The organism is Curtobacterium sp. MCLR17_036 (assembly GCF_003234445.2).
GTDB lineage: Bacteria > Actinomycetota > Actinomycetes > Actinomycetales > Microbacteriaceae > Curtobacterium.
Genome location: NZ_CP126269.1, coordinates 2,727,500 through 2,742,887, shown reverse-complemented (window position 1 = coordinate 2,742,887; position 15,388 = coordinate 2,727,500). Strand labels below are relative to the sequence as shown.

At 73.7% G+C, this 15,388-nt stretch carries 14 protein-coding genes; 10 read left to right on the top strand and 4 right to left on the bottom strand.

Annotated features, from left to right (window positions below):
* The first annotated feature begins 364 nt into the window (after positions 1-364).
* The 6 genes from DEI99_RS12885 to DEI99_RS12860 all read left to right on the top strand — a co-directional run bounded on the left by DEI99_RS12885 (position 365) and on the right by DEI99_RS12860 (position 7,227).
* Positions 365-2,071, top strand: a complete 1,707-nt coding sequence (locus tag DEI99_RS12885) for a xylulokinase (RefSeq protein ID WP_111041486.1) — start codon at positions 365-367, stop codon at positions 2,069-2,071.
* On the top strand, positions 2,068-2,784 hold the full coding sequence (locus DEI99_RS12880) for an L-ribulose-5-phosphate 4-epimerase (protein ID WP_111041487.1): 717 nt from the start codon (positions 2,068-2,070) through the stop codon (positions 2,782-2,784). Before DEI99_RS12885 ends, DEI99_RS12880 begins: the two co-directional genes overlap by 4 nt.
* A complete protein-coding gene (gene araA / locus DEI99_RS12875) occupies positions 2,781-4,322 on the top strand; it encodes an L-arabinose isomerase (protein ID WP_111041488.1) in 1,542 nt (513 codons plus the stop codon). The genes DEI99_RS12880 and araA overlap by 4 nt, the downstream gene beginning before the upstream one ends.
* A gap of 3 nt (positions 4,323-4,325) precedes the next feature.
* Positions 4,326-5,579, top strand: a complete 1,254-nt coding sequence (locus DEI99_RS12870; RefSeq protein WP_111041489.1) for a D-arabinono-1,4-lactone oxidase — start codon at positions 4,326-4,328, stop codon at positions 5,577-5,579.
* A 103-nt stretch (positions 5,580-5,682) separates the two neighbouring features.
* Positions 5,683-6,582, top strand: coding sequence for a cation-transporting ATPase (locus tag DEI99_RS12865; protein ID WP_111041490.1), 900 nt, complete (start codon positions 5,683-5,685; stop codon positions 6,580-6,582).
* Positions 6,583-6,702: 120 nt separating this feature from the next.
* A complete protein-coding gene (locus DEI99_RS12860) occupies positions 6,703-7,227 on the top strand; it encodes a DUF2510 domain-containing protein (RefSeq protein ID WP_111041491.1) in 525 nt (174 codons plus the stop codon).
* Between the two features lie 34 nt (positions 7,228-7,261).
* Here the strand turns inward: DEI99_RS12860 and DEI99_RS12855 are convergent, their stop codons facing one another.
* Positions 7,262-8,218, bottom strand: coding sequence for an ArsR/SmtB family transcription factor (locus DEI99_RS12855; protein ID WP_111041492.1), 957 nt, complete (start codon positions 8,216-8,218; stop codon positions 7,262-7,264).
* Positions 8,219-8,274: 56 nt separating this feature from the next.
* Between DEI99_RS12855 and DEI99_RS12850 the strand changes: the two genes are divergently transcribed.
* Complete coding sequence (locus DEI99_RS12850; protein WP_181434413.1) at positions 8,275-9,573, top strand: MFS transporter; 1,299 nt, start codon at positions 8,275-8,277, stop codon at positions 9,571-9,573.
* 12 nt (positions 9,574-9,585) lie between these two features.
* On the opposite strand, the gene DEI99_RS12845 is transcribed toward DEI99_RS12850, so the two are convergent.
* Together DEI99_RS12845 and DEI99_RS12840 are read right to left on the bottom strand one after the other, a co-directional pair.
* Complete coding sequence (locus tag DEI99_RS12845; RefSeq protein WP_111041494.1) at positions 9,586-10,071, bottom strand: DUF2087 domain-containing protein; 486 nt, start codon at positions 10,069-10,071, stop codon at positions 9,586-9,588.
* Positions 10,071-11,393 (bottom strand): GNAT family N-acetyltransferase, encoded by a 1,323-nt coding sequence (locus tag DEI99_RS12840; RefSeq protein WP_111041495.1) that lies wholly within the window; start codon positions 11,391-11,393, stop codon positions 10,071-10,073. Before DEI99_RS12840 ends, DEI99_RS12845 begins: the two co-directional genes overlap by 1 nt.
* Before the next feature lie 80 nt (positions 11,394-11,473).
* On the opposite strand from DEI99_RS12840, the gene DEI99_RS12835 reads away from it, so the two are divergent.
* From DEI99_RS12835 to DEI99_RS12825, 3 genes are read left to right on the top strand one after another with little or no spacing between them, the layout of a single operon-like run.
* A complete protein-coding gene (locus DEI99_RS12835) occupies positions 11,474-11,848 on the top strand; it encodes a GntR family transcriptional regulator (protein ID WP_111041496.1) in 375 nt (124 codons plus the stop codon).
* Positions 11,833-12,723 (top strand): ABC transporter ATP-binding protein, encoded by an 891-nt coding sequence (locus tag DEI99_RS12830; protein WP_111041497.1) that lies wholly within the window; start codon positions 11,833-11,835, stop codon positions 12,721-12,723. The genes DEI99_RS12835 and DEI99_RS12830 overlap by 16 nt, the downstream gene beginning before the upstream one ends.
* Positions 12,720-13,379 (top strand): ABC-2 transporter permease, encoded by a 660-nt coding sequence (locus DEI99_RS12825; RefSeq protein WP_111041498.1) that lies wholly within the window; start codon positions 12,720-12,722, stop codon positions 13,377-13,379. Before DEI99_RS12830 ends, DEI99_RS12825 begins: the two co-directional genes overlap by 4 nt.
* A 319-nt stretch (positions 13,380-13,698) precedes the next feature.
* On the opposite strand, the gene DEI99_RS12820 is transcribed toward DEI99_RS12825, so the two are convergent.
* Complete coding sequence (locus tag DEI99_RS12820; RefSeq protein WP_111041499.1) at positions 13,699-15,174, bottom strand: cryptochrome/photolyase family protein; 1,476 nt, start codon at positions 15,172-15,174, stop codon at positions 13,699-13,701.
* Positions 15,175-15,388 lie beyond the last annotated feature (214 nt).

Here is a 15,388-nt window from a genome sequence, read left to right as displayed (position 1 = left end):
GATCGGGACTCGCCCGGCCGTGGGCTGTCGGGTGGTCCCGACTCGCGCGGTGTGGGCTGTCGAGTGGTCGGACCTGCGCGGGTGCGGGCGCCCGGCGGTCGCACGACGTCGTCACGCTCATCCGTCGAGCGGTCACGACCTGCCGTGGATGAGGCGTCGAGTGGTCGGGAACGGTCGGCTGCGGATGCGCCGGACGACGATCCGTGACCGGTCGGCGGAACTGAGCGGGGCGTTCCGACCGCTGGGGAGGCGGGCGGACGAGTACAACTGGCGGCTTCGCGGCGCGCCGGGCGTTGCACGGGTGAGCGCTCACGTGCCAGGATGTGAGCGCTCACGGAGAACGACGAGGTTCTGGGAGGAACGCATGGGCGACGACCGTCGACACCAGGTCGAGCACGGCCGGACGACGTTGGGAATCGAGCTCGGCTCCACCCGCATCAAGGCGTGCCTCGTCGACGAGGACCTCGTGCCGATCGCCGCCGGGTCCCACGAGTGGGAGAACGCGTTCGTCGACGGCCGCTGGACGTACTCGCTGGAGGCCGTCGAGACCGGCCTCCGCGCCGCGTACGCCGCCCTCGTCGCGGACGTCGAGGCGCAGTACGGCGTCCGCCCGACCACCTTCCGTGCCGTCGGGGTGAGCGCGATGATGCACGGCTACCTGGCGTTCGACGGCGACGGCGAGCTGCTCGTGCCGTTCCGCACCTGGCGCAACACCTCGACCGGCCCGGCCGCCGAGCGGCTGAGCGAGGCGCTGTCCTTCAACGTCCCGCTCCGGTGGTCGATCGCGCACCTGTACCAGGCGGTCCTCGACGACGAGCCGCACGTGCCGTCGATCGCCGGCGTCACGACGCTCGCCGGCTACGTGCACCGCCGTCTGACCGGGCGGAACGTGCTCGGGGTCGGCGACGCGTCCGGCGTGTTCCCGATCGAGGGCGGCCCCGTCGACAGCGGCCCGGGGGAGCCCGGAGCCCGCGACTGGGACGCCGCGATGCTCGCCACGACGCAGGAGCTGCTCGGCGACCGGGTGCCCGACCTGCGCGCGCTGCTGCCCGAGGTCCTCGTCGCCGGCGAGGACGCGGGCGCGCTCACGCCCGAGGGTGCCGCCTGGCTCGACCCGACCGGGACGCTCCGGGCCGGCGTGCCGCTCTGCCCGCCGGAGGGCGACGCCGGTACCGGCATGGTCGCCACGAACGCCGTCGCGCCCCGGACCGGCAACGTCAGCGTCGGCACGAGCATCTTCGCGATGGTCGTGCTCGAACAGCCGCTCAGCACGCCGCACGAGGAGCTCGACGTCGTCACGACGCCGTCGGGCGACGCCGTCGCGATGGTGCACTGCAACAACGGTGCGAGCGAGATCGCGGCATGGGCGCGGGTCTTCGGTCGCTTCGCCGAGGCCGCGGGCGAGCGGTCCGGCACCACGGCGCCGGACCTCGACACCGTCTACGCCACCCTGCTGGCCGAGGCGGAGCACGCCGACCCGGACGCCGGTGGCCTGCTGTCGTTCAACTACCTGGCCGGCGAACCCGTCACGCACGTCGAGGACGGCCGCCCCCTGCTGCTGCGCACCCCCGGCGCCCGGTTCACCCTCGGCAACCTCGTGCGCTCCGAGGTGCACGGCGCCTTCGCGACGCTGGCGATCGGGATGGAAGTGCTGCACGGCGAGCACGTCCGGGTCGACCGGATGACCGCGCACGGCGGGCTGTTCCGCACGCCGGGCACCCCGCAGCGGTTGCTCGCCGCGGCACTCCGCGTGCCGGTCGCCCTCGAGGAGACCGCCGGCGAGGGCGGCGCGTGGGGCATCGCCGTCCTCGCCGCCTACCTCGAGCACACCGACCAGCAGCTCGCCGACTACCTGTCGGACACCGTCTTCGGCGGTGACGCCGTGCACGTCGCCGAGCCGGACCCCACCGACGTCAACGGCTTCCAGACCTACCTGGGCCGCTACCGGGCCGCGCTGCCCGTGCAGGACGTCGCAGCGGCGGCGACCCGCACCAGCGCGACCACGCGCCCGGCCGAGCAGACCGACGGCGCCGACCCGCGCCTCCCGGCAGAGCAGGAAGTGACCCGATGACCGACACCGACACGACCGATGCGACCACCCGACGGGCCGTCGCCGAGGCCCGCGAACGCGTCGCCCGCCTGCACGGCGAGCTCGTGCGCTACGGCCTGGTGATCTGGACCGGCGGCAACGTGTCCGAACGCGTGCCCGGCACCGACCTGTTCGTCATCAAGCCGAGCGGGGTGTCGAGCGACGACCTCACGCCGGAGAACCAGGTCGTCTGCACCCTCGACGGGGTGCCGGCCGAGGGCTGGGGCAACGAGCACGGACCGTCCAGCGACACCGCCGCGCACGCCCACGTGTACCGGAACATGCCCGAGGTCGGCGGTGTCGTGCACACCCACTCGACGTACGCGACGGCCTGGGCCGCCCGCGCCGAGGAGATCCCGTGCGTCATCACCGCGATGGCGGACGAGTTCGGCGGCCCGATCCCGGTCGGCCCGTTCGCGATCATCGGCGACGACTCGATCGGCCGCGGCATCGTCGACACGCTGAGCGGGCACCGCAGCCGCGCGGTGCTCATGCAGAACCACGGCGTTTTTACGATCGGTCGCGACGCGAAGGACGCCGTGAAGGCCGCCGTGATGTGCGAGGACGTCGCGCGGACGGTCCACATCGCCAAGCAGGGCGGCGAGGTCGTGCCCATCGACCAGGAGAACATCGATCGACTCTTCGATCGCTACCAGAACGTCTACGGACAGAACCCCGAAGGAGCGCTGCGATGACGCAGGACACCCCGACGCACGTCGTCGACCCCGCCGAGACGTTGGCGGGCTACGAGGTCTGGTTCCTCACCGGCTCCCAGGGGCTGTACGGCGAGGAGACCCTGCGCCAGGTCGAGGAGCAGAGCAAGGCGGTCCACGCGGAGCTCGCCGGGCACCTGCCGGTCAAGCTCGTCTGGAAGCCCGTCCTGAAGGACGCCGACGGCATCCGCCGGGCGCTCATCGAGGCGAGCGCCGACGACAAGGTCATCGGCGTCACGACCTGGATGCACACGTTCAGCCCGGCGAAGATGTGGATCGGCGGGCTGCAGGCCCTCACGAAGCCGCTGCTGCACCTGCACACGCAGGCGAACGTCACGCTGCCGTGGGCGGACATCGACTTCGACTTCATGAACCTCAACCAGGCCGCGCACGGCGACCGCGAGTTCGGCTACGCCCTCGCCCGCCTCGGCGTCCGGCACGCCACGGCCGTCGGGCACGTCTCCGACCCGCGGGTCGTCTCGCGGGTGGAGAACTGGACACGCGCCGCAGCCGGTGCGGCCGCGGTCCGTGCGCTCAAGCTCACCCGCTTCGGCGACAACATGCGCTACGTCGCCGTCACCGAGGGCGACAAGACCGAGGCCGAGATCGAGCTCGGCGTGCAGGTCAACACCTGGGCGGTGAACGAGCTGGCAGCGGCGGTGGACGCCGCAGCGGCGGACACTGCGGCGGTCGATGCACTCGTGGCGTCGTACGACGAGTCCTACGATCTGGTACCCGAGCTGCAGGACGGCGGCACCCGTCGCCAGGCGCTCCGCGACGGCGCCGCGATCGAGATCGGCCTCCGCACCCTGCTCGCGCAGAACGGCTCGGCTGCCTTCACCACGAACTTCGAGGACCTCGGCACGCTCAAGCAGCTGCCGGGCCTGGCCGTGCAGCGCCTGATGGCCGACGGCTACGGCTTCGGCGCCGAGGGCGACTGGAAGACGGCGGTGCTGGTCCGCGCGATGAACGTCGCCGGTGCCGGCCTGCCCGGTGGTGCCTCCCTGATGGAGGACTACACCTACGACCTCACCCCGGGCGCCGAGAAGATCCTCGGTGCGCACATGCTCGAGGTGTCGCCGACGCTCACCACCACGAAGCCGACGCTCGAGATCCACCCGCTCGGCATCGGCGGCAAGGACGACCCGGTGCGCCTGGTCTTCACTGCCGACGCGGGCGAGGCCGTCGTCGTCGCGCTGTCCGACACCCGCGACGGCTTCCGCCTCACCGCGAACGTCGTCGACGTGGTGCCGCCGACCGCGGCCCTGCCGAACCTGCCCGTCGGCCGCGCCGTCTGGGAGCCCCGCCCCTCGTTCCCGGTCGCCGCCGAGGCCTGGCTCACCGCCGGCGCCGCCCACCACACCGTCATGACGACCGCCGTCGGCCTGCAGGTCGTCGAGGACCTGGCGACCATGGTCGGCACCGAGTTCCTGGTCATCGACGAGCACACCACCGCCCGCGGGTTCCGCGACGAGCTGCGCCTGCAGCAGACGTGGCACCGGCTCGACCGGGGGTTCTAGACCGTGGCGGCGCGCACGAACTGGGCCGGCAACGTCGTCTACCGGGCGTCGGCGCTGGCCCGGCCGAGCACGGTCGACGAGCTCCAGCAGCTCGTCGCGACGACCCCGCGCCTGACGGCGCTCGGGTCGCGGCACTCGTTCAGCACCATCGCCGACACCGACGCCGTCCAGGTCACGCTCGGCGACCTGCCGCCGCTGTTCGAGATCGACACCGACCGCCGGGTCGTGCGTGTGGCCGCCGGTTCGACGCACAGCCAGGTGGCTGCCGGTCTGGAGGCCCGTGGCTGGGCACTCGGGAACCTCGCCTCCCTGCCGCACATCTCCACGGCCGGGGCCGTCGCCACGGGAACGCACGGCTCCGGCACCCGGAACCCGTCCCTCGCGCAGGCGGTGGTCGGCCTCGACGTCGTCCGCGCCGACGGCTCGCTCGCACGGGTGGACGCCGCGACCCCGGACGACGCCCTCGACGTGCACCGTGTGGCGCTCGGCGCGCTCGGTGTCGTCACCGCGGTCGAGCTCGCGATCGAACCGACGTTCCACATCGCCACGACCGTCTCCCTCGACCTGCCGTGGGACGCGGTGCTCGAGCACTTCGACGCCGTCGTCGCCGACGGCTACTCGGTGTCGCTGTTCACCTCGTTCGACGACCGCGGCGCCCGGCAGGTCTGGGTGAAGCACCGCCTGGGCGAGACCGCGCCGACGGTCGACCTCGTCGCCCTCGGTGCGCGCCCGGCCGACGGCCCGGTGCACCCGGGCGAGAACGACCCGGCGGGCGTCACCGAACAGGGCGGCGTGCCCGGCCCGTGGTCCGAGCGCCTGCCGCACTTCCGGTCCTCGTTCACACCGTCGACGGGGGCGGAGATCCAGGCGGAGTACCTGGTGCCCGCGGGCTCGGCGGTCGCGGCGCTGCAGGCGCTCCGGCCGCTGCGGTCGGTGTTCGAGCCGATCCTCATCGCGGCGGAGGTCCGCACCATCGCGCCCGACACCGCCTGGCTCGCACCGTCGTCCGGCCGGCAGTCGGTCGGGTTGCACTTCACCTTCCGCCGGGACGCCGACGCGGTGGCGGCAGCGGTCGAGCGGATCGAGGACGTGCTCGCGCCCTTCGACCCGCGGCCGCACTGGGGCAAGGTCGCCGCGATGGACCCGGAACGGCTGCACGCGGCCTACCCCCGCCTGTCGGACTTCGCGGCGGTCGCGCGCGACCTCGACCCGACGGGACGCTTCCGCAACGCCTACCTGGCGCGTGTCCTGGCCTGAGTCCGGCGGGCCGCTGCTGCTCACAGGCGCTTCGGATGGCTTGCCGGGCTGATCCACCGGGGCGTTGCTGAGCGTTCACATGTGCGAACGCAAAGGTCGGTGCATGGCGAACCTCAACCGCATCATCGGCATGGCCGGCAAGGTCATCGACAAGCAGCTGCAGAAGCGCGGGAACGGCGGGCACGGCGCACCCGCGGCCGGCTCGGGGCGTGGGGGCACCGACTGGCGCGACGTCGTCCGGAGCGCCGCAGACCGGCTGACCGGCGACGAGCGCGACCGGCAGGCGCAGCGACCGGCGGACCCGCTCGGACAGCAGCAGCACGGGCAGCAGCAGTACGGGCAGCAGCAGTACGGGCAGCAGCGGTACGGGCAGCAGCGGTACGGGCAGCAGCCGGTCGCACAGCCGCAGCGTGGGCCGGCCGACCCGGACGCCGTCGCGATCGCCAAGTACGACTACCTGCTCCGCACCGCCCCGCCGGAGCAGCTCGAACAGGTCCACCACGACGCCTTCGCGCGGCTGACCCCCGCGCAGCGGCAGCAGATCCGGGACCGCCTGAACTCCGAGCTCCCGCCGCACGAGCACCTGCGTGACGACTCCGCCGGTGGCATGGCCCGGGCGATGACCCGCGGCGAGGTCGCCCGGCCGGGACTGGTCCGTCGTGTCCTCGGTGGCGGGGCGACCGGGGGAGGCCGCGGCGGCCGCGGGGGTGCGTTCGTCGGCGGCGCGGCGGTCGGCGCCGGGGCGATGGCGCTCGGTGGCCTCGGCGCCGCCGTCGCGGGCGGTGCCGTGCTGAGCGCCGCAGCGGGGCCGGTGCTGGCCCAGGCCGCCGACCTCGGCGTCGACTTCGACGGCATCGCGTCCGGCCTCGGCGACCTCGGTGCCGCGGACCTCGGTGGCGCGTTCGAGGGGGTCGCCGGCGAGGGCGAGCAGCTCCTCGGCGGGTTCGGTGAGCAGGCGTCGGATCTCGGCAACGACTTCCTCGGCGGCCTGTTCGACCGCTGAGCGAGCCGCCCCGGTCGCCCGGACCACGGCCGGGGCCGCGCGTCGTGGCACCACCACGGGGGCGTGTGCGCCGACCGGTCGCCCCCGTAGTGTCGTCGACGGCAACGGAGGGGGAGCACAGTGACGCTGCCGATCGCCGGGTGGTACCCGGACCCGCAGGACCCGCAGCGCACGCGGTGGTGGGACGGCACCCGCTGGGGTGCCCAGGCGCCCGCGCCGGTCGTCCCGGTCCCGCCGCCGACCCCGGTGGTGACCGTACCCGCCGCGGCCTGGACCCCCGCGCCCGTGTGGGAGCAGGCACCGCGGCCGCCGGCACCGTCCGCGTACCGGTCCGTCCCGATCGCTGCGGCCGCACCGGTCCTCACCGGGCGCAAGGCCCGGATCGCGAAGGACCGCGCGACCCGGGCGATCAACCCGTACGGCTACGCCGGCCTCGTCCTCGCGCTCCTCGCCTTCATCGTGAACGTGTTCGCGATCCCCGGGATCCTCGGCCTCGTCTTCGGCGCGATCGGCCTGGCCCGTGCCGGCCAGCTCACCGGTCAGCGGATCACCGGCTTCGGGGTCTCACTCGCCGCGATCATCCTCGGGCTCGTGGCGTCGGTGTTCTTCGCCGTCCGCATGGCGCAGGTGGCCGCGCTGCTGTGACGGGTGGGAGCGGCGCAGGACACCCGCGTCGGTCTCACTCTCGGGCGCTCATCGCGTCGCCGACCGTGCTCCGGTAGTACAGCACCGCGCGCCCGTAGCGCGTCCGGTTGAGCAGGCCACCCCGTTCCATCACGCGCAGGTGCTGGTTGACGGCCGAGGTCGACACCCCGAAGCGCACCGCGAGGTCGGTCGACGACGCCGGTTCGCCCAGGGCGTCGAGCAGCGCCGCCCGGGTCGCACCGAGCAGGTCGCGGACGGCGCCGGCGTCCGGGTGCGGGGACGTCGACCACATCGCGCCCTGTCCCCGTGCCGGGTACATCACGGTCGGGGGCTGGTCGTCGTCGATCGGCACCGACGCCCGGACGACGAAGACCGACGGCACGAGCGTGAGCCCCTCGCCGGCGACCGGTCGGTCCCGCGCGATCGGACTGCTCAGGCGGACGTCGAGCAGCCGGCCGTCGTACCGGACGGCGTCGGACAACCCGCCGAGCACCGCCCCGATGCCGGCGTGTGCGGCGGTCCGGGCCCGGTGCGTGATGTCGGACTGCATGACGGCGCGCATGCGCGGCCAGTACGGGGCGAAGCAGAGCTCCCACGTCGTCGCGAGCGCCTGCTGCAGGCGGCCGACCACGGCATCGTGCCGACCGGTGAACACCGCCGGCACCGTCCCGTGCACGCGTTCCAGGTCGGCGTGCAGGCGCCCGCGGGTGATCCGGCCGAGCGCCGCGAGCTCGTCGTCGATCGAGGTCAGGGCCGACGCCGGACGAGGGTTGACGAAGTCCGCGACCCAGCGCCGGTCGTCGACCAGGCCGAGCAGGACCTCGTGGTCGAGCAGGGGCCGCACGGCGGCGATCCGGTCGAGCCACGGACGTTGCAGCGGGTACCGGTCCGGCGCACGGAAGGCACGGAGCCCGAGCCCGAGCTCGGACAACGGCGAGATGCCGAACCGGATCGCCGAGACGTCGGCGGGTTCCAGGCGGTACCGGATCATGAAGCCCCACGCTACATCGGTTGTCGCGGGTCGACGGGTGCTGGGAGAACTGGACCGTGAGCAGCGCCACCGAACCACTCGTCCCGATCCGCACCCTGGTCCGGCAGGACGCCACCCTGCGACGGCTGCTCATCGTGACGCTCGTCGACACCCTCGGCCGCGGCGCCTTCTTCACCCTCACAACGCTCTACCTGACGACCGTCGTGGGGATCGCGCCGGTCGCGGTCGGCCTCGGACTGACGGTCGCCGGAGCGGTCGGGGTGGCCGCCTCGCTCGTCTTCGGGCACCTGGCCGACCGGTTCAGCTCGCGGCGGATGCTCGTGTGGCTGCACCTCGTGCAGGGCGTCGCACTCGTCGGCTACGTCCTCGTGCACGACCTGCCGACCCTGGTGCTCACCGCCTCGATCGCCCTGTTCGCACAGCAGGGCGGCAGCTCGGTCCGGTCGGCGGCGGTCGGCCGGGCCTTCCCGGGTGCGGAGCGCGTCCGGGTGCGCGCGACGATGCGCACCGTGACGAACATCGGCATCGGCGTCGGCACGGCGGTGGCGGCGATCCCGTTGGCGATCGGCACGGGTGAGGCGTACCGGGTGACGATGGTCGCCGCGGGCGTGCTCTTCGTCACGTCGGCGTTCCTGGTGCTCGGCCTGCCCGCGTCCCGGACGGACGCGGCACCCGCTGGCCGTACCGACACGGGCACGATCGTGGTGCAGCCGCTCGACGGACGCAGCCCCTACCGGGACGTGCGCTTCCTGGTCGTCACCGCCCTGACCGGGGTGTTCGGCATCCAGTTCGGCCTGTTCGAGGTCGCCGTCCCGCTCTGGGTCGTCCAGCACACCGTCGCACCGGACGTGCTCGTGTCGCCGCTGCTGCTCGTGAACACCGTCGCGGTCGTGCTCCTGCAGGTCCGGATGAGCCGTGGGACGGACAGCGTCGCCGGGGCCGGTCGTGTGATGCGTCACGCCGGTTGGCTGATGGCGCTCGCCTGTCTGCTCTGGGCGGCGGCCGGGTGGGTGCACGGCGACGACTGGCTGCCGGTCGCGATCGCAGCGGGTGTCCTCGTGCTCGCGGCGGTCGTGCACTCGCTGGCCGAGATCACGTCGAGCGCCGCCGGGTGGGCGCTGAGCTTCGAGCTCGCGCCCGCCGACCGCGTCGGTGCGTACCAGGGCGTCTACGGCACGGGCTACGCGCTCGGGGCGATGGTCGCCCCGACGGTCGTCACGGTCACGGCGATCGACCTCGGGACGCCGGGGTGGGCGGTGCTCGCGATCGGCTTCCTCGCCGCGGCGCTCGGCATCACCGCGGTCGCGCGGCGCGCAGCTCGTGCCGACGCTGTCCACGTCGACCCCGTCGGCTGAGCGGGAGAGGCCTCAGCGACGCTCCTGAGCCGGACGGGACCCGGCCGGCACGAGCCGGTAGGACGCACCGTCGGCTGTCCGCTCGAGCACACCGAGGTCGACGGCGTCACGGCGGACGAGTGCGACGTCCTCGGCGACCATCGCGATCGCTGCGTTCAGCACCGGCTCCGGCACGGCGCGTGCGGGTCCGAGCCGGGCGAACACGAGCTCGACGATCCGGATCGACAGCGGGTGCCGCTCGTCGGCCCGCAGCGGCATCCGGCCGATCCGGTCGAACTCGAGCAGCGCCGCGGGACCCTGCAGGTCGCGCAGGTCCTGCGCCGTCCGGCCGAGCGCGGCACCGTCCGGGCCGTCCTCGCCCAACCAGTCGAAGGCCGCGATCGCGGCGCGGGTCCGGTCGTCGACTTCGGCGCCCCCGACCACCGCGGCGCGCAGCGTCGGGCTCGCCAGGACCGCGACGGCCTGCCGGGCCCGGGCGAGCGAGCCGGCGGCGTCCATCAGAAGTACGTGATCCCGTGCGGCGTGCGCGGCGGGGTGAGCATCGCGCGCAGCAGCTGGACCGACGCGGGGTCGGCGGCCTGCACGAGGCCGGCAGCCGCGAGCGTGACGGGGGAGACCGAGCCGATGAGCAGCGCGCCGAGCTCGGCGACGTCGAGCCGGACGTCGGACGCGGCCACGTCGACGTCGTCGGCCAGGCGCGTGACGGATCCCGTGCCCGACGTCACGTCGAGGCGGTACGTGCCGGTGGTGAAGCCGAGCGCGTCGCTGACCCCGAGGGTGAGCGAGCCGTCGACGGCGAACGGCCGCGACCCGAGCGCCGCCGCCACGTCGAGCACGCGGAGCCAGACGTGGTCCTCCTCGTGGTCGACGTCGTACGCGCGGTTGTCCCCGAGCGCGGCGACGATCGGGTCGTCGAGGCGCGACCGGTTGTACCGGACGACGTCGTTCAGGTCGACGGAGAGCAGGAACTCCCACAGCGCGGTGTACGCCCGGTCGTCCGTGTAGACGAGGTCGACGACTTCGACCGTGGTGTCGGCGCCGCGTTCCTCCTTCACGCGCCAGGTGACGTAGCCGTCGAGCTCGTCGGAGCCCTCGGCCCGGTGCATCGCGGCCCGGACGTCGTGCACCGGCTTGCCGTCCTGCCCGCGCAGCCCGAACACGATCGGCCAGGTGCTGCGGTTGCGGACCATCGAGCCCGGCGTGCGCGCGTGGAAGCGGTCGAACAGCTCGCGGCCGGGGCCGTCGGCGAGCCACTCGGGCGTGACGACGGAGACCGAGCCGGTCGCGGGGACGAGCAGGGGCAGGGCGCGCTCGCGGCGGACGTGCACGGCGCGCTCGCGGATCGCACTGCCGAAGCCGAAGCGGCGGTAGATGGTGCCCTCGGACGCGGTGAGGGACGCCACCGCGTAGCCCTCGGCGGCGCCGCGCTCGAGCGCGTGCGTCATCATCCGGCGCAGGATGCCGCGGCGTCGCTCGGTCGGGCGGACGGTGACGGCGGAGATCGCCTGCGTCTCGACCGACGAGCCGTCGCCCCAGCTCAGTGCCTTGGGGAACCACGTGAAGGTGCCGGCCGGCCAGGTCTCGTCGACGGAGCCGGGGAAGGGTTCGCGCACGTACACGCCGAGGAAGGTCTCCCCGTCGGCGATGAAGTCCGCTGCCATGCGCGCCGCGCCCTCGGCGTCGGGGTGCGCTTCGTGGAAGCCGAGCCCGACGGCGCGCATCCACGCTTCCGTCTCGGCGGTCGGCGCCCCCTGGTCGTCGGTGCTCGGCGCGAACTCGCGCAGGTCGTAGCGGTCGTCGAATGCGTCGTTGCTGGCCACGACCCGACCCTACCGGGGTTGACGGCGTCGAGGGCTGGTCGTACTGTAATGGTGTACATACACAGTTGTCAGGGAGGAACGTGCGGATCATCCTGTCGAGCACCAGTTCGGTGCCGATGTACGAACAGATCAAGACCCAGGTCCGCAACGCCGTGCACGCGGGGGAGCTCACCGAGGGGGCGCTGCTCCCGTCGCTCCGCCAGCTCGCCCTGGAACTGCGGGTCAGCGTCATCACCGTGACCCGCGCCTACAACGACCTCGTGGCCGAAGGGCTCGTCCGCAACGAACACGGACGCGGCTTCGTCGTCCGCGCGGTCGACGCCGACGAGGCCGACAGCGCCCTGGCGGCACGACTCGACACCGCCACCGCGGAACTCGTGTCCGCGGCCCGGGCGGCCCGCCTCACCATCGACGACATCCGACGGAAGGTCGAAGACGCATGGAAGCAGCACTGAACGACGACGCCATCAGCATCCGGGGCGTCCGCAAGCAGCAGGGGACGTTCGCACTGCGCGACGTCGACGTCACCGTCCCGACGGGCTTCGTCACCGGCCTCGTCGGCCAGAACGGCGCCGGCAAGACGACCCTGGTCAAGTCCGTGCTCGGACTCGTCGGCGTCGACGCGGGGACGATCACCCTGTTCGGTGACGCCGACCCGCTCGACGCCGCCGCTTGTGACCGCATCGGCGTCGTGCTCGACCAGGTGACCGCAGCGCCGGAGTGGCGGGTCGGGTCCGTCGGCAAGCGCGTCGGGCTCCTGTACCGCCGGTGGGACGAGCGCCTGTTCCGCGACCTGCTCGACCGGTACGACGTCCCCGTCGGCAACCGCGTCGGCGGGCTCTCCCGCGGTCAGACCGTCAAGCTCTCGCTCGCGATGGCGCTCGCGCACCACCCGGACCTGCTCGTGCTCGACGAGCCCTCGAGCGGCCTCGACCCCGTGGCCCGGCGGCACCTCGCCGACACCGTCCGCGAGTTCGTGCTCGACCCCGGGCACACGGTGCTCTTCTCCACCCACATCACGGCGGAGCTCGACGACCTCGCCGACCACGTCGTCGTGCTCGACCACGGCGAGGTCGCCTACGCCGGTGCGCTCGACGACCTGCACGAGCGCTTCGCCGTGGTCCGCGGCGCCGGCGCCTTCCCGGAGGCAGCCCGCTCCGCGACCATCGGGCTCCGGAACGACCCGAGCGGCCGGTGGGAGGGGCTCATCCGGGTCGACGACACGGTCGCGTTCGGACCCGAGGTCGTCATCGACCGCGCGACCACCGACGACGTCGTCGTCCACTTCGCCGAGCACCGCGAACCGACCCGGAAGGAACTCGCAGCATGAGCACCGCACTGGCCCGCTTCACCCGTTTCGACCTCACCACCATCGCGCTCACGCAGCCGCTCCGCGTGCTCCTGCCGCTCGGGTTCATCGTCGTCTTCTCGGTGGTCTTCCCGGTCCCCGGCACCGGCATCGTCATGGGAGCCGCGATCGCCGCGGTCTCGGCGTCCGTCCCGTTCCAGGCCGACGAGCGCGGTCGGCTCGACACCCTGTACGGCATCGCCCCGGTCGGCCGCACCGCGGTCGTGCTCGGCCGGTACGTCTCGATGGTCGTCTACGCCGTCGTCGCCCTCGGCGTCGGGGTCGCAGCGACCCTGGCCGTCGCCGCCGTCCGGCAGCAGGACGTGGCCTGGCCGTTCCTCGCGACCATGCTGCTCGTCGGGGCGGGCGCCGTCTTCGTCGCCGTCGCCGTGCAGCTGCCGTGGTTCTTCGCCCTCGGCTACACCCGGGGACGGCCGATGGTCTACATCCCGATCGCGGTGATCGCCGTCGGCGCCTTCCTGGTCGGGCAGACCGGTCTGGTCGGGTCCTCCGGCAGCCCGGCGGACTTCGCGGCCCCGTCCGGGGCGGTCGCCGCCACCGTGCTCGGGATCGGCGTCGTGCTGCTCGCCGCCTCGGCGGCCCTCGCGGTGCGGCTCTACCGGCGCCGCCAGCTCTGACCGGCACCACCCGCGGCCGTCTGCGCACCGGCGGCAGGCTGGGCACGACCCGCGGCCGTCTGCGCACCGGTGGCAGTCGGGACACGTTCCGTGCCCGTCCGCGCACCGGTGGCAGTCGGGGCACGTTCCGTGCCCGTCTGCGCACCGGTGGCAGGCGGGGCACGACCCGCGACCGTCTGCGCACCGGCGGCAGGCGGGGCACGACCCGTGCCCGTCCGCACACCGGTGGCTGTCGGGACGCAGCCCGGTGTGCAGCCCGGGACGCACCTCGGGACGCGCCCCGGGCAGGAGGACCCGGCCCCGTCGCGGGCGGGAGCCGTCAGGACCGGGTGCGCCGGGCCTCCTGGGCGACCACCGCGTCGAGGTCCGGCAGCCGGCGCATCTGCTGCAGCGGCCGGACCATCCGGGGGTTGTCCCGCAGGGCGTCCTCGGCGCGCGCCAGGAACGCCCAGTACCCGGCGGTGAACGGGCAGGCGTCCGCGCCGACCCGCACGGTCGGGTCGAAGCGGCACCCGCCGCAGTGGTCGGACATGCGGTCGATGTAGCGGCCGCCCGACGCGTACGGCTTCGTCGCGACCATGCCGCCGTCGGCGTGCTGGGACATGCCGATGATGTTCGCCGGCATCACCCAGTCGGTGCCGTCGACGAAGACGTCGGTGAACCACTCCGTCAGGTGCACCGGGTCGTAGCCACGTTGCAGCGCCCAGTTGCCGAGCACCATGAGGCGCTGGATGTGGTGCAGCCAGCCGTGGTCGTGCAGGCCCTGCACGGCGGTGCCGAGGCAGGCCGCGTCGATCGCAGAGGCGTCGAGCTCCTGCCACCAGTCGGGCAGCGGCTCGTGTGCGCCGAGGGCGTTCTCCGAGGCGCCGTACTCGTCGCCGAACCACCAGTACAGGTGCCAGACGTAGTCGCGCCAACCGGCGACCTGCCGCACGAACCCCTCGACGCTCGCGAGCGGCGCGGCCCCGGTGCGGTGTGCCTCGAGTGCCGCACCGACCACCTCGACCGGGTCGAGCACGCCGAGGTTCATCGGCACGCTGAGCAGCGAGTGCGCCATCGTCCAGTCGTTCGTCAGGGTGGCGTCCTCGAACGGACCGAAGTCGCCGAGCCGCACCGCGACGAAGTCCTCGAGCGCGAGCCGGGCCTCGTCCGCGGTGACCGCGAACCGGCGTCGGTCGTCGCGGCCGACGAACCGGACGAGGCCGTCCCGCTCCCACCGGTCCAGGTCGAGCCGGACCTGCTCGTCGACGTCGTCCTCCTCCGGCCACCACGGGTCGGGCAGCCCGAGGGTCGTCGCGCCCCGCGGCGGCGGCTCGCGGTTCTCGTCGTCCAGGCTGAAGCGCCCGCCGACCGGTCGGTCGCCGTCCATGAGCCAGCCTTCGCGGCGGCGGACCCGCTCGTAGTGGGCCTCCATCCGGAAGCGACCCGTGCCCTGCGCCGCCCACTCGGCGAAGTCGGTTTCGTCGGTGACGAAGCCGCGGCTCGGCAGGATCTCGGTGTCGTGCCCCCAGTGCCGCACCTCGGCGCGCATCGTGCGCGAGGGCGGGTCGACCACCTGCAGGCCGCTCCGCCCGGCGAGGGCCTGGCGCAGGGTGTCGACCTGCACGTGCTCGGCGCGGTCGCCGAGCTCCCGGACACGGTGCCGCAGCGCGCTCAACCACAGGTGTGCCTTCGCACGGTGGACGGGTCGGGCCGCGAAGAACTCCCGGGCCTCGACGACGAGCGCAGGTCCGCCGTCGTCGAACAGGGGACCGTACTGGCCGGGCAGGACCAGGCGGCGGCGCGCTTCGGGCATGTCAGGACGCTACCGACGACCGCTGACGGTCGCGTCTGCCCCCGACCGATCGACGGACGGGAGGCCCGGGGTGGCGCCGCCACGCGCCTCCCGTCCGTCGTCGCGGTGCGACCAGGTCGCCTGCCGCGGTCGTCCTGCCGGTGCCGGTCGGCGACCGGGACCGGCACCAGGACCGGGACCGGGACCGGCACCAGGACCAGGACCAGGACCGGGA

What these genes read in the sequence shown, in the direction of transcription:
- DEI99_RS12885 (WP_111041486.1), top strand. Translation starts at nt 365, where the DNA reads ATGGGCGACGACCGTCGACACCAGGTCGAGCACGGCCGGACGACGTTG.
- DEI99_RS12880 (WP_111041487.1), top strand. Translation starts at nt 2,068, where the DNA reads ATGACCGACACCGACACGACCGATGCGACCACCCGACGGGCCGTCGCC.
- araA (WP_111041488.1), top strand. Translation starts at nt 2,781, where the DNA reads ATGACGCAGGACACCCCGACGCACGTCGTCGACCCCGCCGAGACGTTG.
- DEI99_RS12865 (WP_111041490.1), top strand. Translation starts at nt 5,683, where the DNA reads ATGGCGAACCTCAACCGCATCATCGGCATGGCCGGCAAGGTCATCGAC.
- DEI99_RS12855 (WP_111041492.1), bottom strand. Translation starts at nt 8,218, where the DNA reads ATGATCCGGTACCGCCTGGAACCCGCCGACGTCTCGGCGATCCGGTTC.
- DEI99_RS12845 (WP_111041494.1), bottom strand. Translation starts at nt 10,071, where the DNA reads ATGGACGCCGCCGGCTCGCTCGCCCGGGCCCGGCAGGCCGTCGCGGTC.
- DEI99_RS12830 (WP_111041497.1), top strand. Translation starts at nt 11,833, where the DNA reads ATGGAAGCAGCACTGAACGACGACGCCATCAGCATCCGGGGCGTCCGC.
- DEI99_RS12825 (WP_111041498.1), top strand. Translation starts at nt 12,720, where the DNA reads ATGAGCACCGCACTGGCCCGCTTCACCCGTTTCGACCTCACCACCATC.
- DEI99_RS12820 (WP_111041499.1), bottom strand. Translation starts at nt 15,174, where the DNA reads ATGCCCGAAGCGCGCCGCCGCCTGGTCCTGCCCGGCCAGTACGGTCCC.